Raw genomic sequence first — 18,891 nt, 5'->3', positions numbered from 1 at the left:
GGCCATGCCAAGGGCTATTCGAGCAGCGACAGCTGGCGCACGGCGTCGCGGCCCTCGGGGCTGTCGTCGTGGGTCTCGAGTACCTTGCGAAAGCCCCGCGAGCGCTGAATGTGATCGACGTCGTCGAGCCACATCAGCGCCTGCTCGCGGCTTTCGGCCAGTTGATGCTTGAGGCCGCCGAACTGGGTGCCGATCTGGCCCCAGGTGCGGCTGAATATCCAGTCGCCGAACATGTCCTGATGGATGTGCACCAGCACATAGTCATGAGGGCTTTCCCAGCGGACGATCACGGCGGCTCCAGAGTCGATGGCAGAGAGTCGATGGCGGCTTGTCGCCCCCGATCACTCAGCCTAAGATGGCTGGCGATCGAGGCGCCATCATTGTAGCGGCCCGCCAGCCGGGGACAAGGAGCGAGCAGCATGCGCATTCTAGCCGACCAGAACATCCCGCTGGTCGATGAGTTCTTCGGCGAGCTGGGCGAGATTCGCCGGCTCCCCGGTCGCGAGATCGACGCCCAGGCGGTGGCCGGGTGCGACATTCTATTGGTGCGTTCGATCACCCGGGTCGACGCCGCGCTATTGGCCGGCTCGCCGGTGCGCTTCGTGGGCACTTGCACGATCGGCACCGACCACATCGATCTCGATTACCTGCATGAACGGCGTATCGGTTTTGCCAGCGCACCGGGCTGCAACGCCGACTCGGTGGTCGATTACGTGCTATCCAGCCTCTCGATGCTGGCCGAGGAGCAGGACTGCCGGCTCGATCGTTGCACCATCGGCATCGTCGGGGCGGGCAACGTCGGTGGCCGCCTGTGGCGGCGTCTGGCCGAGCTGGGCGCCCGCTGCCTGGTCTGCGATCCGCCCCGTGCGCTCGCCGAGAATCGCGACGATTTCGTCGATCTCGATGCGATTCTCGGCGAGGCCGACATCATCTGCCTGCACACGCCCCTGGTGACTACCGGCGATCATCCGACACGCCACCTGCTCGACGCAGCGCGCATCGCCGCACTGCGACCCGGCACGGTGCTGCTCAATGCCGGACGTGGCGACTGTCTCGATGGTCGCGCGCTGCGTGAGCGGCTGGCCGAACACGGCGACCTGTACACGGTCATCGATGTCTGGGAACACGAGCCGGCCATCGACGAGGCGCTCTATTCGCTGGTCGACATCGCTACGCCGCACATCGCCGGCTACAGCTTGGATGGCAAGATGCGCGGCACCGAACTGGTCTACCAGGCGATCATGCGTCATTTCGGCTTGCCGGCGCGACGCAAGCTCGGCCAGCTCAAGCCCGAGCCATGGCTGCGCAAGCTGATGCTCAACGGCTGGGCGCCACCCGGCGAGGCGCTCTCGCTATGCGTGCGCGCCTGCTACGACGTGCGCCGCGATATGGTCGGCTTTGAACGCTACCGGCGGCGTCTGGGCATGGCTCAGGCGTTCGATCGCTACCGCGGCGAATACCCGGTGCGCCGCGAATTCTCCACGCTGCGTGTCGATCTCAAGAAGAACAACAACGACCTGCGCGAGGCACTCGAGCGTTTCGGCTTCAAGGTCCGCCTGGCCAACAAGCAATGAACACGGCGATTGGTGGATTGTGGCGTCCATGAAAAGGCTCGCCGGAGCGAGCCCTGATCTTGCGGCCGAACATCATGGTCAAGCATTTCAATGCCTGCCCATCTCAGCGTTTACTGTCGGTAAGCCAATTCCTTGAGCGTCCGGATGCGATCGTCGAGCGGCGGATGGCTGGCGAACAGGCGCTCCATGAGCTTGCGGGTCTGGCCGGTGGTAATGGCGAAGGCGGTCAGCGTATCCGGCATCTGGTCGGGCAACTGGGTTTCCGCCTTGAGCCGAGCCAGGGCGTTGATCATCGCGCCGCTGCCGGCAAGCTGGGCACCGGCGGCGTCGGCGCGGTATTCGCGGAAGCGCGAGAACCAGGCGACGATGATCGAGGCGACCAGGCCGAAGATGATCTCGGCGACGATGACCACCACGAAGTAACCTATGAAACCCAGCCCGCCGTTATCGTCGCGGCGCAGGAAGCTATCGATCAGTTGCGCGACGACGCGGGCGAAGAATATCACGAAGGTATTGAGCACGCCCTGAATCAGCGCCAGGGTGACCATGTCGCCGTTGGCCACGTGGCCGATCTCATGGGCGAGCACGGCGCGAATCTCTTCGGGACGCATGTGCGCAAGCAATCCAGCCGACACCGCAACCAGCGCGTCGTCCTTCTTCCAGCCGGTCGCGAAGGCATTGGACTGCTGGGCCGGGAAAACGCCGACCTCGGGCATCTTGATGCCGGCATCACGGGCCAGTTCGGCGACGGTATCGAGCAGCCACTGTTCCGTGCTGTTACGCGGCGTATCGATGACCTGGGTGCCGGTGCTTTTCTTGGCCATCCACTTGGAGATGAACAGCGAAACCAGCGAACCGGCCATGCCGAACACGAAAGAGAAGATCAGCAGGCTGTTCATGTTCAGCCCGTTGGCGTTGAGGTAGGGCTCGACGCCGAGCAGGCGCAGGGTAATGCTGGCCACCAGCACTACCGCCAGGTTGGTGGCCAGAAACAGGATGATACGCATCATGGGCGAATCCTCAGCAGTCAGGAGGGGTGTTATTGACGATTAGATTGGTCGCCGGCGCCCGGGTTTCAAGCGCCTTGATGAATGTTGTTGCCTGGTCGTCGCATCCTGGGGCGCTCACTGCCGATAGCGACTCAGAAAGCGTGCGAATCGCTCCAGGGCATCGTCCAGCTGTTCCGCCCAGGGCAGGGTGACGATGCGCACATGATCCGGCTCGGGCCAGTTGAAGGCGGTACCCTGCACGAGCAGGATCTTTTCCTGCAGCAACAGGTCGAGGACCAGTTTCTCGTCGTCCTGGATGTTGAATACGCTCGGATCGAGCCGCGGGAAGGCATACAGCGCGCCCTGGGGCTTGGTGCAGGAAACCCCGGGAATGGCATTGAGCTTCTCGTAGGTGATGTCGCGTTGCGCGCGCAGCCGCCCGCCGGGCAATACCAGGTCGTTGATCGACTGATAGCCGCCAAGCGCGGTCTGGATGGCGTGCTGGGCCGGCACATTGGCGCACAGGCGCATCGAGGCGAGCATGTTGAGGCCCTGGATGAAGTCCGCGGCGCGCTGCTTGCCGAGCCCGCCGGAAAGAATCATCCAGCCCGAACGGAAGCCGGCGCAGCGATAGCTCTTGGACAGGCCGTTCATGGTCACTACCAGTTGCTCGTCGCTGGCCAGCGCACCGGTGGAGACGTGCTCCACGTCGTCGTAGAGAATCTTGTCGTAGATCTCGTCGGAGAACACCACCAGGTCGTGCTGGCGGGCGATGGCCAACAGTTCCTTGACCACCTCGGGCGGGTAGACGGCGCCGGTGGGGTTGTTGGGGTTGATCAGCACCAGCGCACGGGTATGGCTGGTGATCTTGTCGCGCAGATCGGCCAGATCCGGCGCCCAGTCGGCCTGCTCGTCGCACCGGTAGTGCACCGGACGCCCGCCGGACAGGTTGGCGGCGGCGGTCCACAGCGGATAGTCGGGCGCCGGTATCAATACCTCGTCGCCGTCGTTGAGCAGCGCCTGCATGGCCATCACGATCAACTCGGAGACCCCGTTGCCGACGAAGATATCCTCGATGCCGACGCCGGGTATGGCCTTGCGCTGGCACTCCTGCATGATCGCCTTGCGCGCCGAGTACAGCCCCTTGGAATCGCAGTAGCCCTGGGCGGTGGGCAGGTTGCGCATCACGTCCTGGAGGATCTCCTCGGGCGCTTCGAAGCCGAACGGCGCGGGGTTGCCGATGTTGAGCTTGAGGATGCGCTGACCCTCGTCCTCGAGTCGCTTGGCATGATCGAGGACCGGGCCGCGGATGTCGTAGCAGACGTTGTCGAGCTTGTGCGACTTGCGAATCGGGTTGAGGGTCGTTTGCATGGAGTGTCCGTTGCGATAGGGCTTGGCGACTGGCTGGGGCAATGATGTGCGTCTGAGAGTTGCAGGCCGCCGATCTGGGCGCAGCCCAGCATAACCCGCCGCGCTGATCGGCAAAAGCGCCTGCATCGAGCCCTCGAGCCGCGCTCGGGCCGAATCAGGAGGAGGGGGCGGTAGGCAGCTCGGCTGTCGGTTCGACGATGTCGGCGGGAGTTTCCAGCGTCACCCGTCCGAGCTTGCCGTCACGCAACTCGTGCAACAACACCTCGGCGCCGCGATGCATGTCGACTTCGCCGCCGGCGCGCAGCCCGCCGCGCTTGGCGGCGATCGCCTTGACGATGGCCTGGCCGTCGTACCCGGCCTGTGCCATCAGGTCGAGCGCCGGCCCGCCGTCGACCTCGACACCGGCCGCCTGAGGGTCGGGCGCGTAGCCCGGTAGCGTCTTGAGCTTGAAGCGAGCGCTCAGGGCGTCGGGGTAGCGTTTGGTCAGCTCGGCGGCGGCGATCACCGCGACGTCCAGGTAGTCGATCGCGGTGTCGCGAATCGCGCCGCTGGCGGCCAGGCGATAGGCGCTGGCCTGGTTCTCGATCTTCGGCCACAGCACCCCGGGCGTGTCGATCAGGGCGATGCGCCCCTCGATGCGAATTTTCTGCTGGCGCTTGGTCACCGCCGGCTCGTTGCCGGTCTTGGCGATCTTGCGCCCCGCCAGGCCGTTGATCAGGGTCGACTTGCCGACGTTGGGAATGCCCATGACCATCACCCGCACGTCGCGGTCGGCGCGCACCTGACCGGCCAGTTCATGGCACAACGCGGGGATGCGCTTGAGTTCGCGGGCCTGGGTCGTGGTGACCGCCAGGGCGCGCGTGTCCGGCAGGGCGTCGAAGTATTCGACCCATTCGGCGGTGCATGTCGGGTCGGCCAGGTCGGCCCGCGAGAGAATCTTGAGCACCGGCTTGTGCTCGGTGAGCTCGGCGAGCATGGGGTTGGCGCTGGAGTAGGGCAGGCGGGCGTCGAGCACCTCGAGCACCACGTCGATTTCGGGCAGCGCTTCCTTGATCTGGCGGCGCGCCTTGTTCATGTGTCCCGGATACCAGCCGAGCATCGTCGTCCCCTATGCGCTGTTCTGGAAATTGGATCGGCACCTATCTTACCAGACCTGGCAGGTCGGCCGGGCCTGGCAAGAGGCTTGCCGGAAAGGCGTGTCACGGCAGCGAACGCTAGGCTTCGTCTGAAAAGTCGACGAGCGATGGCCAGGCAAGGCAAAAAAGCGCAGGCACTTTTCGGACAGAGCCTAAGCCGGGCGCCCGAAGGCGCCTTGCAGGGATCACTCGTCGGGATGGAAATCCAGCGCCACCGAGTTGATGCAGTAGCGCTGCCCGGTGGTCTGTGGCGGGCCATCGGGAAAGACGTGGCCGAGGTGGGCATCGCAGTGCGAGCAGACGACTTCGGTGCGCCGCATGCCATGGGACTCGTCGAAGTTCTCCTCGACCGAGCCCTTGCCGAGCGGGCGGTCGAAGCTTGGCCAGCCGCAACCGGAATCGAACTTGTGCTCGTTCTCGAACAGCGCCGCGCCACAGCAGACGCAATGATAGATGCCCTGTTCGTCGCTGACCTGATGATCGCCGCTGAACGGCGGCTCGGTGCCTTTCTCGCGGGTTACCCGGTATTGTTCCCGGGTCAGCTGCTGGCGCCATTCGGCGTCGCTTTTGTGCAGTTTGTTGCGCATGCCTTCCTCCTCGCAGGGTGTTCGTGGTTTCGATGCTCATGAGACAACAGACCAAGCTCGCTATGCCAGCCCCGCAGTAGCCGGCTGCGCCGGATTACAGCATAGTCGCCCGGTGGCGCGATGGCGGCTTGACACCCCCAGGCGGGCTAATTAATATACGCGCCACCTCGACGAGGCAGGCATGCGTCCCATTCGTCTAGTGGTCCAGGACACCGCCCTTTCACGGCGGTAACAGGGGTTCGAACCCCCTATGGGACGCCACTTCGTCGCAGGTGTTCGGAATCGGTGAAAACCAGTGCGGGAATAGCTCAGTGGTAGAGCATCGCCTTGCCAAGGCGAGGGTCGGGAGTTCGAATCTCCTTTCCCGCTCCAGTTTTCGCTAAGCGTGTCCCGTTCGTCTAGTGGCCTAGGACACTGCCCTTTCACGGCAGTAACAGGGGTTCGAACCCCCTACGGGACGCCACTTGCATCGCCAGTCCTCTCCAAGCGGGAATAGCTCAGTGGTAGAGCATCGCCTTGCCAAGGCGAGGGTCGGGAGCCGGCACGCCGGTCCGGCGGAAGGCCGCCCCGTCGATCTCGTTTCCCGCTCCAATCTTTCCTATTTTCCTGGCTGCAGGGGTATCGGCGCTTGCCGAACCCGCTCACGGCATGTGTGCTGTTGATTTTCGCTGCAACGACCTCATGTAGTAGTTCTTTGTCACGCTAATGGAATGGTTAGGCGTGTTCGACGATTGACCGATGAAAGGGGCGTTCGATGGCGAAGCCTGCACTTTCCATCCGTGGACTCACGAAAGTCTACGGCAACGGTTTCCATGCCCTGAAAGGGATCGATCTGGACGTTCCCGAGGGCGACTTCTTCGCCTTGCTGGGGCCTAACGGGGCGGGCAAGTCCACCACCCTGGGGATCGTCTGCTCGTTGGTGCAGAAGACCGCCGGCAAGGTATCGATCTACGGCATCGACATCGATCGTGATTTCCCCAAGGCCAAGTACCACCTGGGCGTGGTACCGCAGGAATTCAACTTTTCCCAGTTCGAGAAGGTCGAGGACATCATCCTCGCCCAGGCCGGCTACTACGGCATGTCGCTACGCGAGGCCAAGCCGCGTTGCGATCAGCTGCTCAAGGAGTTGGGGCTATGGGACAAGCGCAATGGCCCGGCGCGCATGCTGTCCGGGGGCATGAAGCGTCGCCTGATGATCGCTCGCGCGCTGATCCACCGCCCGCGGTTGCTGATCCTCGACGAGCCCACGGCCGGCGTTGATATCGAACTGCGGCGCAGCATGTGGGAATACATGCGGCGGATCAACCGTGACGAAGGCACCACCATCATCCTCACCACGCATTATCTCGAAGAGGCCGAGAGCCTGTGCCGCAACATCGCCATCATCAATAATGGCGAAATCGTCAAGAATACCTCGGTGCGCGATCTATTGACCGAGCTCGACACCGAGACCTTCCTGCTCGATCTGGCGCGACCGATCGTCGCCGCGCCGGCCCTCGAGGGCTTCGAAGTCGAACAGGTCGAGGCCTCGCAACTGTCACTCGGCCTGCGCAAGGGCCAGCGTCTCAATGACGCTTTCTCGCAGTTATCGGCGCAGGGTGTCGAGGTCGTCTCGATGCGCAACCGGGCCAACCGGCTCGAGGAGCTATTCGTGTCGATGGTGGAAAACGACAACGCCGCGTCGCGCTCGGCCAAGGTCGCCGACGAGGAGCTCGCCAAATGAATCCCCGTCAGATTCTAATCTCGCTATGGACGCTGGTGATCAAGGAGGTGCGCCGCTTCACGCGAATCTGGCCGCAGACCCTATTGCCGCCGTCGATCACCATGACCATGTATTTCATCATCTTCGGCAATCTGATCGGCTCGCGCATCGGCGAGATGGACGGTTTCAGCTATATGGCGTACATCGTTCCGGGATTGATCATGATGTCGGTGATCACCAACAGCTATTCCAACGTCGCCTCGTCGTTCTTCTCCAACAAGTTTCAGCGCTCGGTCGAGGAGATGATGGTCTCGCCGATGCCCAACTGGGTGATCCTTGCCGGTTTCGTGCTCGGCGGCATGGCGCGGGGGCTGGGCGTGGGCATGATTGTCACCGCTGTATCGTTCTTCTTCACGGATCTGTCGATCCATCACCCGTTGGTGACGCTCGGTGTGGTGACAATGACCGCCGCGCTGTTTTCCATCGGCGGCTTCGTCAACGCACTGCTGGCGCACAAGTTCGACGATATCTCGATCGTGCCGATCTTCGTGCTGACGCCGCTGACCTACCTGGGCGGCGTGTTCTACTCGATCGACATGCTGCCGGACTTCTGGCAAGGCGTATCGATGGTCAATCCCATCCTGTACATGGTCAACGCCTTCCGTTACGGCATCCTCGGCGTATCCGACATTCCGGTGGCCGGGGCGCTGATCGCCATTGCGGTCTTCATCGTGGCGTTCTTCGCGCTGGCATTGTGGATGCTGGAGCGCGGCAAAGGCATACGCAGCTGAGGTGCACATGATGAATCGCCCCGAGACCCTCGCAGACGCCCCGCTGGGACGCGAGTCCAGCTACCCCGAGCACTACGACCCGGCACTCCTGTACCCGATTGCCCGGGCCGCCAACCGTGCGCCGCTGGGAATCGTCGGCGACCGGCTGCCCTTCGTCGGCGAGGACGAGTGGCATGCCTACGAGCTTTCCTGGCTCAATGCGCGGGGCAAGCCGCTGGTGGCCGTGGCGCGCTTCCGGCTGCCGGCGGATACGCCACGGCTGATCGAATCCAAGTCGTGGAAGCTCTATCTCAACAGCTTCAACCAGAGCCGTTTCGCGGACGCGAATGCGGTGCGCGAAACGCTCACGGCCGATCTGTCGGCGGCGGCCGGCGGCGCGGTATTCGTCGAGCTGCTCGCGGTCGACGACCCGCTGCTGATGCCGCGGCGGCTGCCCGGGGAGTGTCTCGACGATCTCGATGTCGCGATCAGCGCTTATTCACCTGCCCCCGGATTATTGGCGGCGGGGCAGGGAGTTATCGAAGAGAGCCTGTATTCGCACCTGCTCAAATCCAACTGTCCGGTGACCGGCCAGCCCGACTGGGGCAGCGTGCTGATTCGCTACCGCGGCCCGAAAATCGATCGCGAGGGGTTGCTCAAGTATCTGGTGGCTTATCGCCAGCATCAGGACTTCCATGAACATTGCGTCGAGCACATTTTTGCCGACCTCATGACGCGCGTGCGTCCCGAGAAGTTGTTGGTGCTGGCACGCTACGTGCGCCGCGGTGGACTCGACATCAGCCCCTGGCGGGGCACGCCGGGCGAGCGGCCGCCCGAACCGTTGCGGCTGGCGCGGCAGTGAACAGTTGCGGTAAGGTAGTTAGTCACTGAGATGTATTCTCGTTTGAGGAGTCTGACATGGAAGCGCTGACGCTGCTCCACGAACGCAGCTCGATGGGCAAGCTGGCCGGTCCGGCGCCTAGTCGTGAACAACTCGATGCGCTCTACCATGCGGCATTGCGCGCGCCGGATCACAAGGAGCTGATGCCGTGGCGATTCATCGAGTTCAGCGGCGCCGGGCTCGATCGCCTGGGCGAACTGTTCGCCGAGAGCGAGGCGCGCAGTAATCCGCAAGCCGATGAGAAACAGCTGGAATCCACGCGCAAGAAGCCCAAGCGGGCGCCGCTGATCATCGCCGTGATCGCCCGGGTGACGCCGGATCTGGCCAAGGTGCCGCCCATCGAGCAGGTATTGTCGGCCGGATGTGCCGCCCATGCTATCGTCCTGGCCGCCCAGGCGCAGGGACTCGGGGCGATGTGGCGCACCGGCAGCTTCGCGTTCGACCCCGTGGTGCGCGAAGGGCTGGGGTTGGCCGAGCACGACGCGATCGTCGGCTTCATCTACCTGGGCCAGCCTGGGGGGCGCTTCAGGACGCCACCGGTGCGCGATCCGGCCGATTTCGTCGAGTGCTGGAGCTGATGGCGGGGCGCGAGCCCGGCACGGCCTACCCGTCGTTGGCGTTGCCGGAACCGGGGCAGCAAGACGATCTGCTGCTTTTTCAGCAGTGGCTCGAGACGGCAATACCGATGGCGGGGCGTTTCGGCATGCAGCGCCTTTACTGGCAGGACGCCACGCTGCTTTGCGATGTACATCTCGCACCCAACCTCAATGACAAGGGAACCGGCTTCGGCGGTTCGCTGATGGCACAGTCGACATTGCTGGGGTGGTGCTGGACGACGCTCTGGCTGCGCGCACGAGGTTTTCGTCGCGATGTCGTCATCGCCGAGGCGACACAACGTTTTCTGGCCCCGGTCACGGCTGACTACCGGCTTTCGTGTCGTGCGGCGGAGCCTGAAGAGCCTACGCGTTTCGCGGCGCAGCTGGATGCGCACGGCAAGGGGCGCATCAAACTCGTTCAACAGATTCACGTCGACGATAGGCTCTGCTTCGAGGCTATCGGCGACTATGCGGCACGTCCTGTCGGCAGGCGGACTTGAGCCGGAAACCCGCTTGCAATCGAGGGGTTAGCTCGTTATTATGTGCGCCGTTCTGACGGACAAGCTGTGGCTTCGGTTCGCCAAGACAATCTGCGGAGGGGTGTCCGAGTGGTCGAAGGAGCACGCCTGGAAAGTGTGTAAGTCGCAAGGCTTCGAGGGTTCGAATCCCTCCCCCTCCGCCACGAATATAGAATAAGCCACTGATCTCAGCGGCTTTTTTATTTTGTATTGTGCCCCAGCCCATACTCCAGCCCATACCTTGCATCTGGCTTCCCCTGAACCGTTCAGGACTTCGTTGGACAAATCGATCCAGCGACCAAACCCTTGAGCCCTGTTCCGAGGCTCTCTGTGTCGTGCATTCGTAGCGCTGCGCGTCATCTGCTCCGGTCAGGCGCGGGGCTCGTGAGCAGACGCCATGCTGGCGACAGCTGCGCGGCGAGCGGTACTACCATGGCCGCGACATCCTCTGGTCTAGGCATCGTTTCCTTGCGTACCCGAGTGCTGGGGATCTTATATCGGGGGTGCTGCATGAAAAGCTCGACCTCCTGTTGGGGGCAGTGAGCGTGCAATTATCTGTGCTCTCCCCTTGGGTCAGCTTCCATGTCGACTGACATCCTTGGCAGCGTATGTTGTGCTAGGTGTTCACCTCACCCCCTATATGTGGCACTATTCTCTCTAGTTGCCTAATTTGTGGGGGGCTGATATTGGAAGGTGTAAAGACCCATGACTTACGCAAGCACCTGTGTTCTCAGGGTAATGCTCCTGCGTTCGAGGATAGCGCTGACGAATGTCCCGCACTGGCGGACAGTGATATGGCCGCCGAATTGCATCGGATTGAGCGCGGCACCGACTTGGTATTGGTGATTGCTAATGCCTACACCGTTTGCCTGCTGATCTGTAAACATGGCGACACTGAATGGTTACGTCATTGCTCGGGAGAATTCGGTGAGAAAAGCCTAAAAGCGGCAAAACCGCTAATGAAGAAGCGTCTTACCTGGGCCGATACAGAAGGCGATCCCGTAAGTGTTGACCCGGCAACGGTCGAAGCTGTTACCACAACCGTTGGCGGCATTCGGAATTGGCTTAAACAGTCAGATAAAGTTACCAAGGGACGCCAAGGCCACGCTACATCTGAGATCAAAAGGCTCCTGCCTTATCTTGCCGGCTGGCGCTGTCAGTTCGAGGGTTGCGGCTGCGACCTGGGTATGCATGAGGCTACCGGCCAGACTGGTAACTACAGCTATTTTGCACATATTGTGGCATCGTCTGCCGATGGGCCGCGTGGCGATCCGGTCGAGTCACCGCAGCTGGCCTCGGAGCCTGAAAATTTCATGCTGCTCTGCGACAAGTGTCATCGCCTGATCGACAAGATTGCCCCCAAAGCCTTTGACACAGAGACCCTGAGAAGGATGCGAGCGCGCAATATTGCTGAAGTGCGCCGTCTTCTTAACACCCTGCAGCATCGCACTACTGAAGTTGTGGCCATCTTGGGTAATATTGCTGGGCAGCCCGCCCAGCTGGGGCAGCGTGACGTAGATGAGGCCCTCTGGAGCGCCGAACTGCGTAGCTCCAAAGATGTTGAGTATTTTTTTAATCCCGGTGCACAGCATCATGATGTCCATTCGCCTGCCTACTGGTCATCCCTGTTCCAGCAACTGACGCGTGACCTTCCCCGACTGCAGGACATGCTGGAAGGTACTCGCGCCGGCAGCACTCGCCCCAGAATGGCAATTTTTCCACAGCATTCCACTTCTGTAATGCTGCTGGCGGGTCGTGTGCTGGGCGATACCGCGGGAGTGCATATATTTCAGCCGCACCGCAACCAGCCTGCCGATGTGCCCCGCTGGGCGTGGCCCGAAGATGCCCCGATCCCGCCGGCGGACAAGTACCGCCTGGAAGTACTGCGTGAGGCCGAAGGGCAGCCGGAGGAAGCCAATCTCATTGTCGGGCTGACGTTTAATGTATCTGCCAGCCGGATGCCCCCGGAATGTGCAACTGGTGGCGAGTTTAAATTGCCTACGTTGCTTATCGTGCCACCTGAACTGAATAGGCACTGTATCCAGCACCCTGACGATCTGTCGCTGTTTGGTCAAACTGTGGATGAAGCCATGCGCCAACTGCTCGATGTATGGCGTGTACGCCGGGTGCATCTGTTCGTGTGTTCACCGGCGTCGGCCGTGGTGGTTACCGGCCAGAAAATGCAGGCCCGCCAGCATCCCGAATATGTGGTGTATGAGTCGCTGCCGGGAGGACCGGATGCACCCTTCACCCCCACCATAGCAATTACAGCCAGCCGGGTTCGCGAAGTATCCGGGTACTACGAGTATTCTCTCCAACGTTGAGAACTGGGAGCTGATCATGGCAAGCGAAGGTTACCTTACCCGTCGCATTACCGAGTCGTTGAAAGCCCGTCAGGAAACAGAGCAATGGTACCGACTGATTACTGCTCTCCTGCACCGGCTTGAGCTGAAACCCTCTGACCGGACCGAGGCAGTCAATCAGTATAATCAACTGACACAGCACCTAGCTGACCAGCTTGAAATTGATCGTCACGACGTGCATATCTTCCCGCAAGGATCCATGCGCACTCAGACCACCATTTCACAACGTTATCCTGTAAAATTCGACATAGATATTGTCGTCAAAATGTCGGGCACCCGGTATGAATCTCTTGGGCCAAAGGCGTTCTTTGAAGCCTTCGGTAAGGCACTGGAAGGCCGAGAATACATTACCGGTGAACCTGACCCCAAACGTCGCTGTTGGCGTCTGGATTACCCGGGCAAGCGTTTCTATTTCGATGTGACGCCTGCAGTACCGGATCGAACGGGATTCACCGGGTCTGAACTATCTGTCCATGACCCGGATACGGGATGGTCACCGTCCAATCCTGATGCGTTTGCCGACTGGTTTTGCGAGAGGGCTGAGCTTCGCTTCACTTTCGCCATGAACGTCATGAAATCCTTGGATGAGGCGCGATCCCAGGTGACCCCTGTGCCCGAGGAGCCTGTTGGCATCGATGATATCCTTCGCCGCGCCCTGCAGCTGATGAAGCTGCATAGAGACATGATGTACTGGAACGAGGCCCCTGACCGCAAGGCAGCAGCCCCTATATCGGTCATTCTCGTGACACTAGCAACCCGTGCCTACGAGAATCTTATCGCGAAGCAGCAGAATGGCTTTGCATCTCCTCTTGAGGCCGTTCTCGCATTGATCGATGCCATGCCCGATTATCTCGACCATGATGGCAGCGGCTGGCGGGTAGAGAACCCTACACTGGTGGATGAGAATTTTGCCGACCGTTGGAACAACGATAACGGTGTACGGTATAGAGAATTCACTCGCTGGTATGGGCGATTACAGGACGATCTTGAGGCGCTCTTTGAGCAGAGCCACAGCGCTCCCGATGAAGACAGAATTCGCCGAGTCTTCGGTCAGGCGGGAGTGGAGGCATGGAAGGAGAGCAGGCCCAGGGAGAATGGTTATACTGGTTTGTTGGGTGGGCTGGCTGCGCACGCTAGTGGCAACCCGGACCAGCCAGTCAAAACCGGATCGAAAAGCACCCTCGGCTGATTTTAATGCTCCCGTACTCATTCAGTCAGGCGCTGGAAGCGATCCAGCTATGGTTTGAAGACAACGCTGGCGAGTTGCAGGTAAAGCGTGATTCGAATACGCCGGCGCAGATGGGTGCAGCATGGTATATCAACCTACCCGACGAGGCGGCGCCCATCAGGTGGCTACGCCTCTGGCTTCCCCTTGGATATCCGGCCAGATGCTGTGAGATTTATGTGGATCGTGCGCATTTTTTGCGTATTCCTCATGTGGAAGCGTCCGGGCGGGTGTGTCTGGGTGTGTCGGAGATCCCTCAGGATTATGATGACCCCGTTTACCCTGTATCCCGTGCGCTACGTGCCTTTCAGGATCAGTTGCTGGCAAATATCAGGGATCCCTACTGGGCCTACGAGCAGTTCGAGAGCGAGGCCATCACGTACTGGTCACACATGTGTGCTCACCCGAAAGGTCATTACGGGCGACGTGCCCTATCACGTGTGACCCATGTTGATGCCAGTGGTGTGGATAGCTGGTCGTTTGCCGCACTGGCGGCCTACATTCCTGCCAGATCGCGACACTGGCTGTTTGATAAACAGATCGTTGTGTCTGATGACCTTGATCCTCACGTGATTGCCCAGCGTCATGGCTGGGCAGCTGGCACCCTAATCAGAGGAAATTCTGTCATCGTTCGCCTGCCGGAGCACATGCCCTGGGGGCCACACAAATGGCCTATGAGTTTTTGGGAACTGGAAGAGCTTGTGGCTATGGCCACTAATCGGGAACTCTCGCTCACGCAATGGTTGGCTCGAACTGGATGGTGCTCGAGGCCGGAGTCTAGCTACCAGATTAGGGAACGTCGTCGAAAAACCGATCACGCAAGTCGGCCAATCTCGGGTCAGCGTCCCCTGCTGGTTCTGCTGATACATGAGAGCTCCTTGTATGGCTATCAGCTGCTGGCGCCAATGCTGGCGGGACTAACTCCACCTCATATCGAGCCGATTAGGATCAATCGCATTGACGCCGACTGGGCGCTGGCACGTGATCATGAGCTCTCCACTCTTGTCCGGCGCCGATCACTGCGGGTACTCGTACTGGGCTGTGGTTCGCTGGGCAGTCCATTGATCAACATGCTGGCCCGTGCTGGTGTGGGCCACATGGATATCGTGGATGCACAGCCCATGCAGACTGAAAACACGGCACGTCACGAGCTCGGTATGGCTGACCATGGACAGTCCAAGGCCTTGTGCCTGGCAAATCGCTTGAAACGAGATATACCCGGAATCGTGGTTAGGGGCTTCCAGGATGAAGTTCAGACTTGGTGCGCTGCGAACTGCCGGCCCGGTAATTATGACCTGGTAGTAGAATGTACCGCCGAGTCATCTGTGCGGACATGGCTAGCCTATCGGAGAGCTGAGCTATTTGGGATGTTCCCCCTGATACATGCCTGGATCGAACCACTCTGCAGTGCAGGTCATGTTGTCCTGTCCCAGCCCGAAGTACCCTGGCCCGCAGAAGATCCTGCCGACTGGTTAGTGAATGCCAGTGACTTGTCCGGTGAAGATATGCAAGTGCGTCAGCCCGCATGCGGTGGCGGCTTCCACCCCTATGGTGCGGCAGATATTGCGCAGGTTGCGGCATTCGCAGCTGAGCGCGTCATTGCCGTGCTGGATGACTTCGAGCATCCATCCGTTATCTGGTCATGGGTCAGGGCCACTGCGTTTTTCGAGCAGCTGCCCGGTAACGTAAAACCTCGAGCTATCGTGCCGACATCTATGTCTCGATCTGACAGCGCTACTGTGACGCGTGATCTGGCAGCGGTGCTTGGTGAGATATGACATTCGTACCAGTCGATTACGCGATGGCTGATGCCAGCTGGTTGTTACGATTTAGCCCGGCTGTTCTTTCTGTAATGACTCAATATGTTCAGCGAGGATTGTGGTCACGGGAAACCGTTGGACAGCTATATACCAAGGATCTTACCTCTCCAGTGGTTATTGTGGAACGTGCAACGGTACTGGCCCCGTCATGGGCAAGCAGGTTCCAGGTACGGATCGATAATCATCAGGCTATGGCCGAGCGGAAAGCACAGTTTACTGAGGGATATCACTGTGTCGGGCTTTGGCACACCCATCCAGAATCATGGCCAACTCCGTCCGGCCTTGATCGAAATCTGGCACGTGATTATGCGCTGGCAGCCCGACCTCAGTTGGCAGGCCTAGTATTTGCGATTTTGGGTACTACTTCTTTTCCAGATGGACTACGTGTATGGATCGATGACGGTATGTTGTTGCATGAAACCCATCGCGCCAGCGAGCATCAACGATGACCTATCAGAATACTTAATTTGCAGGTTAGTGGGATCTCGGATAATCAATCATCCGGGACCCGATAGGCAGCCGCCGTTATTTCATAAAAAATGAGAGACCAGCTACGCCGGTGCTGCCCCTCAGGGGCAGCACCGGCGTTATGACGCAACTCGCAATCAGAGATACCCCAGCTCCTCAAAGGACCCACACCCTTCGCTACCCACCACAATGTGGTCGATGACCCGGATCTCCACTAGTCCGAGGGCTTCCTTCAGGCGCTGGGTGATGCGCCGGTCGGCATCGCTGGGGGCCGGATCGCCTGATGGGTGGTTGTGCACCAGGATCATCGCGGCGGCGTTGCAGGCCAGGGCCTGCTTGACCACTTCCCGCGGGTAGACGCTGGCCGAGTCGATGGTGCCCCGGAACAGCTCCTCGAAGCTGATCACACGGTGCTGGCTGTCGAGGAACAGGGCGCTGAAGACCTCGTGCTCGTAGTCCTGCAGCAGCAACTGCAGGTACTCGAACGCGAGCGCTGGCTGGGTGATCTTACGTCCCCTGGCCAGCCGACGACGAGCGAATGCCTTGGCGATGCTCAAGAGCTCCGATTCAGTCACCGAGCCGGTGACGTGATAGGTGCCGGCGGTCTCGCCGGCACTCAGCTTGCGGTGGTGCATGGTGATACTCCTCAGGCCGCCATGACCATAGCCATGCGGCGCTCCAGCTCCTCGTAGAAGGCCTCGACGCGCTCGGCGATGGTGCGGATCAACGCCTCGTCCCGGTAGACACGCTTCACGAACAGCGGCATGCCCGGCCAGTAGCTGACGAAGTCGATCCACTCCCGCTCGCTGACCCACAGGCCGCCTTGGCACTGAGCGACGTGTTCCTGGGGCAGCTCGTCTGCCAGCAGCAGCTCGATCTGGTACTTGGGCAGCTTGGTCTTGATCTCGACCAGTCCGTTGCTGTCGACCAGGCAATCCGGCGAGTAGCCCACCCCGTGGTTGAGGATGATGCCGACCTGCTCCAGTTGAGGAAGGCCGGCGGCCTCGTAATAGAGCTCCCGGGCCACCGGCTCCAGCTCATGCCCGCGCTGGGTGTGAACGTTGCCCTGGAAGGCGTCGGACGGCTCGCCAGTGATGCGCTCCCCGATCAGCTGATGCATGTAGCTCATCGCACCGGCACCGAAGCCTCCCGGCCCCTTGCCCTTGACCAGCAACGTCTTCAGCTCGGACATGGTGACGATGCCCAGACGGGCGGCATGCCACTCGGGCGTGCCCTGTTCCAGTGTCAGGATCTGCATGATGTTCTCCTTCTCGATGACACGGCATATACCAGCGAGGGAGGCCCCTCGCCGGCTGGTCAGTGATGCTAATGGTTGGGCTTCGCCCGCTTCTGCAGGGAGGCACGCAGCTTGTCGAAGTCGCCACGGGGCACCTGCTCGGCGTCGCTGTACTTGCCGACGAACCACTCCTGGGTCGCTGAGGGACAGGCTGCGATCAGCTGCCGGATCTGCCCGGCCTGGAAGGGAGTGACGAGTTTGACCGGGGCGGCGGCGTGACCGTTGTCGTCCTGGCCGCGGGTGGTGATGTTGAGCAGGGCGCAGAGTACGTAGCGCTTGCCGTAGCTGGTAGAAGAGCCGAAGGCCTGGACGGCGTTCTTGCTGCCGCTGGTATCGGCCGGCAGTAGCATGCTGGTCTCCTCGCGGTGGCCGCCCTGGTGCATCAGCACGCCGGTCACCTGGATGCCGCGTTCCTGGGTCTGAATGCGGAAGCTCACCGCGAAGCCGTGCTTCTTCATGATCGGGCGCACGGTATCGACGATGTCCTCCAGGGTGGCGTAGTGGCCGTTGTTGGTCTTGCCACGTTCGGCGATGCTCGGCAGCTCCGTCTGCATGGCCGCCATGGCGGCGCTGTAGGCCATCAGCGCCTGGCGGTCGAGTACCCGCTCCTGCATCTGCAGCAGACGCTCCATCTTGTCGATATCGACCTCGGGGTTGAGAGCAGCCCGTTCGATCACCTGGATGATCGCGGTGCTGTCCTGCGTGGCTTGAGCGATCGGTGTCTGGTCAGCGGTCTTGGGATGAATGGGGGTTGCCATGGTGGCCTCCGTTATCGATAGCGTTGGATGACGTGAGGGAGCTCCTCGGTCGGGACCAGCTCCAGGGATACGGCCACGCGATAGACCCGGCCCTTGGCCAGCACGTGGGTCTCGGTCGCTTGCTCGCCAGCCTCTAACAGCTGACGCGTCAGCTGGGTCATCAACTGACATAGAGAAAGAGTTGGTCGATGTGATCTCATGGCGGGTTTCCATAACAGAAAAGCCCGACCATGAAGGCCGGGCTTTGCGGGGAAAGATGATGAGAGATAAGGAGGTTTTTTGTTATCCCTCCATACGACACTCACGTGCCGCGCTGATGACGAACCGCGTCATGTCCTCGACGGCTTCTTGGCGTGGATTGACCGTCATCATCTGTAGCTCTTCATCACTGTAATGGCTTTCGAGCTTGTCATAGGCACATGTGCAGATGGCTTTGCTAGCCCGGATATTTCATCAGACATGAAAAAAGCGGCTGAAAATCGGTTATAATTCAAGCTCCTACACAAGAATCAACCGCATCAACCGCCATGACCAAATGTACCACGCCGACCGCCTCGTTTCCACGCTGTAAAGGCCGCCAGGTCACCGCCGGTTTCGACGGCGGTGAGATCACCTCCGATGGCGGCGTGCTCCTGCTCCGCCAGCTCGATCGCGAGATGGGCCTGACCCGCACCATCGCGCGCCGACTGGATGATGCCCGGGCCGCTCGCCGTTGCCAGCACCGGGCGGAGACCATGCTCCGGCAGCGCGTGTTCGGCCTGGCACTGGGCTACGAAGACCTCAACGATCATCATGCCCTGCGCCGCGACATCGCCC

20 protein-coding genes and 5 tRNA genes are annotated in these 18,891 nt (G+C 60.9%); 16 read left to right on the top strand and 9 right to left on the bottom strand.

Annotation, left to right across the window (positions count from 1 at the left end; all coding sequences use genetic code 11):
- Positions 1-14 precede the first annotated feature (14 nt).
- Positions 15-290, bottom strand: a complete 276-nt coding sequence (locus K7I12_RS12950) for a hypothetical protein (RefSeq protein ID WP_031383951.1) — start codon at positions 288-290, stop codon at positions 15-17.
- Positions 291-419: 129 nt separating this feature from the next.
- Between K7I12_RS12950 and pdxB the strand changes: the two genes are divergently transcribed.
- Positions 420-1,574: a 4-phosphoerythronate dehydrogenase PdxB gene (pdxB, locus tag K7I12_RS12945; RefSeq protein ID WP_031383950.1), complete on the top strand. Its 1,155-nt coding sequence runs from the start codon at positions 420-422 to the stop codon at positions 1,572-1,574.
- Positions 1,575-1,684: 110 nt separating this feature from the next.
- Here pdxB and htpX read toward each other — a convergent pair whose 3' ends face one another.
- From htpX to msrB, 4 genes are all read right to left on the bottom strand, one after another.
- Positions 1,685-2,584, bottom strand: coding sequence for a protease HtpX (gene htpX, locus K7I12_RS12940; RefSeq protein WP_231664374.1), 900 nt, complete (start codon positions 2,582-2,584; stop codon positions 1,685-1,687).
- A gap of 114 nt (positions 2,585-2,698) precedes the next feature.
- Positions 2,699-3,934, bottom strand: coding sequence for a pyridoxal phosphate-dependent aminotransferase (locus K7I12_RS12935; protein ID WP_031383948.1), 1,236 nt, complete (start codon positions 3,932-3,934; stop codon positions 2,699-2,701).
- Positions 3,935-4,088: 154 nt separating this feature from the next.
- Positions 4,089-5,033, bottom strand: coding sequence for a ribosome biogenesis GTPase YlqF (gene ylqF / locus K7I12_RS12930; protein ID WP_031383947.1), 945 nt, complete (start codon positions 5,031-5,033; stop codon positions 4,089-4,091).
- A gap of 222 nt (positions 5,034-5,255) precedes the next feature.
- A complete protein-coding gene (gene msrB / locus K7I12_RS12925) occupies positions 5,256-5,657 on the bottom strand; it encodes a peptide-methionine (R)-S-oxide reductase MsrB (protein WP_031383946.1) in 402 nt (133 codons plus the stop codon).
- A gap of 185 nt (positions 5,658-5,842) precedes the next feature.
- On the opposite strand from msrB, the gene K7I12_RS12920 reads away from it, so the two are divergent.
- The 14 genes from K7I12_RS12920 to K7I12_RS12855 all read left to right on the top strand — a co-directional run bounded on the left by K7I12_RS12920 (position 5,843) and on the right by K7I12_RS12855 (position 16,001).
- Positions 5,843-5,918: transfer RNA gene (locus K7I12_RS12920), tRNA-Glu, on the top strand.
- Positions 5,919-5,954: 36 nt separating this feature from the next.
- Positions 5,955-6,029: transfer RNA gene (locus K7I12_RS12915), tRNA-Gly, on the top strand.
- A gap of 15 nt (positions 6,030-6,044) precedes the next feature.
- Positions 6,045-6,120: transfer RNA gene (locus K7I12_RS12910), tRNA-Glu, on the top strand.
- Between the two features lie 23 nt (positions 6,121-6,143).
- Positions 6,144-6,248 (top strand) — tRNA-Gly (locus K7I12_RS12905).
- Between the two features lie 163 nt (positions 6,249-6,411).
- Positions 6,412-7,380 (top strand): ABC transporter ATP-binding protein, encoded by a 969-nt coding sequence (locus tag K7I12_RS12900; protein ID WP_231664373.1) that lies wholly within the window; start codon positions 6,412-6,414, stop codon positions 7,378-7,380.
- Positions 7,377-8,150, top strand: a complete 774-nt coding sequence (locus K7I12_RS12895) for an ABC transporter permease (protein ID WP_231664372.1) — start codon at positions 7,377-7,379, stop codon at positions 8,148-8,150. The genes K7I12_RS12900 and K7I12_RS12895 overlap by 4 nt, the downstream gene beginning before the upstream one ends.
- 7 nt (positions 8,151-8,157) lie before the next feature.
- On the top strand, positions 8,158-8,991 hold the full coding sequence (gene queF / locus K7I12_RS12890; RefSeq protein WP_231664371.1) for an NADPH-dependent 7-cyano-7-deazaguanine reductase QueF: 834 nt from the start codon (positions 8,158-8,160) through the stop codon (positions 8,989-8,991).
- A gap of 56 nt (positions 8,992-9,047) precedes the next feature.
- On the top strand, positions 9,048-9,608 hold the full coding sequence (locus tag K7I12_RS12885) for a nitroreductase family protein (protein WP_231664370.1): 561 nt from the start codon (positions 9,048-9,050) through the stop codon (positions 9,606-9,608).
- Complete coding sequence (locus K7I12_RS12880) at positions 9,596-10,126, top strand: YiiD C-terminal domain-containing protein (protein WP_331460591.1); 531 nt, start codon at positions 9,596-9,598, stop codon at positions 10,124-10,126. Before K7I12_RS12885 ends, K7I12_RS12880 begins: the two co-directional genes overlap by 13 nt.
- A gap of 94 nt (positions 10,127-10,220) precedes the next feature.
- A tRNA-Ser gene (locus K7I12_RS12875) sits at positions 10,221-10,308 on the top strand.
- Positions 10,309-10,938: 630 nt separating this feature from the next.
- Positions 10,939-12,468 carry an SAVED domain-containing protein gene (locus tag K7I12_RS12870; RefSeq protein WP_231664369.1) on the top strand — a complete coding sequence of 510 codons (1,530 nt, stop codon included), beginning with the start codon at positions 10,939-10,941 and terminating at the stop codon, positions 12,466-12,468.
- A 16-nt stretch (positions 12,469-12,484) separates the two neighbouring features.
- Positions 12,485-13,696: a nucleotidyltransferase domain-containing protein gene (locus K7I12_RS12865; RefSeq protein ID WP_231664368.1), complete on the top strand. Its 1,212-nt coding sequence runs from the start codon at positions 12,485-12,487 to the stop codon at positions 13,694-13,696.
- Between the two features lie 5 nt (positions 13,697-13,701).
- Entirely contained in the window at positions 13,702-15,510 is a 1,809-nt protein-coding gene (locus tag K7I12_RS12860) for a ThiF family adenylyltransferase (RefSeq protein ID WP_231664367.1), read from the top strand.
- Positions 15,511-15,533: 23 nt separating this feature from the next.
- Positions 15,534-16,001 carry a Mov34/MPN/PAD-1 family protein gene (locus tag K7I12_RS12855; protein WP_231664366.1) on the top strand — a complete coding sequence of 156 codons (468 nt, stop codon included), beginning with the start codon at positions 15,534-15,536 and terminating at the stop codon, positions 15,999-16,001.
- A 156-nt stretch (positions 16,002-16,157) separates the two neighbouring features.
- Here the strand turns inward: K7I12_RS12855 and radC are convergent, their stop codons facing one another.
- From radC to K7I12_RS12835, 4 genes are all read right to left on the bottom strand, one after another.
- A complete protein-coding gene (gene radC, locus K7I12_RS12850) occupies positions 16,158-16,655 on the bottom strand; it encodes a RadC family protein (RefSeq protein ID WP_231664365.1) in 498 nt (165 codons plus the stop codon).
- An 11-nt stretch (positions 16,656-16,666) separates the two neighbouring features.
- Positions 16,667-17,278: a lambda exonuclease family protein gene (locus K7I12_RS12845; protein ID WP_231664364.1), complete on the bottom strand. Its 612-nt coding sequence runs from the start codon at positions 17,276-17,278 to the stop codon at positions 16,667-16,669.
- A gap of 68 nt (positions 17,279-17,346) precedes the next feature.
- Complete coding sequence (locus K7I12_RS12840; protein ID WP_231664363.1) at positions 17,347-18,075, bottom strand: ERF family protein; 729 nt, start codon at positions 18,073-18,075, stop codon at positions 17,347-17,349.
- 11 nt (positions 18,076-18,086) lie between these two features.
- Positions 18,087-18,236 carry a hypothetical protein gene (locus K7I12_RS12835; RefSeq protein WP_231664362.1) on the bottom strand — a complete coding sequence of 50 codons (150 nt, stop codon included), beginning with the start codon at positions 18,234-18,236 and terminating at the stop codon, positions 18,087-18,089.
- A gap of 366 nt (positions 18,237-18,602) precedes the next feature.
- Between K7I12_RS12835 and K7I12_RS12830 the strand changes: the two genes are divergently transcribed.
- Positions 18,603-18,891: transposase (locus tag K7I12_RS12830; RefSeq protein WP_231664361.1), on the top strand; the 289-nt coding region annotated here is incomplete at its 3' end.

The organism is Halomonas sp. IOP_31 (genome assembly GCF_021151495.1).
Taxonomy (GTDB): domain Bacteria; phylum Pseudomonadota; class Gammaproteobacteria; order Pseudomonadales; family Halomonadaceae; genus Modicisalibacter; species Modicisalibacter zincidurans.
Note: the sequence above shows the minus strand (reverse complement) of the source record. Positions and strands in the feature narration are given on the sequence as shown.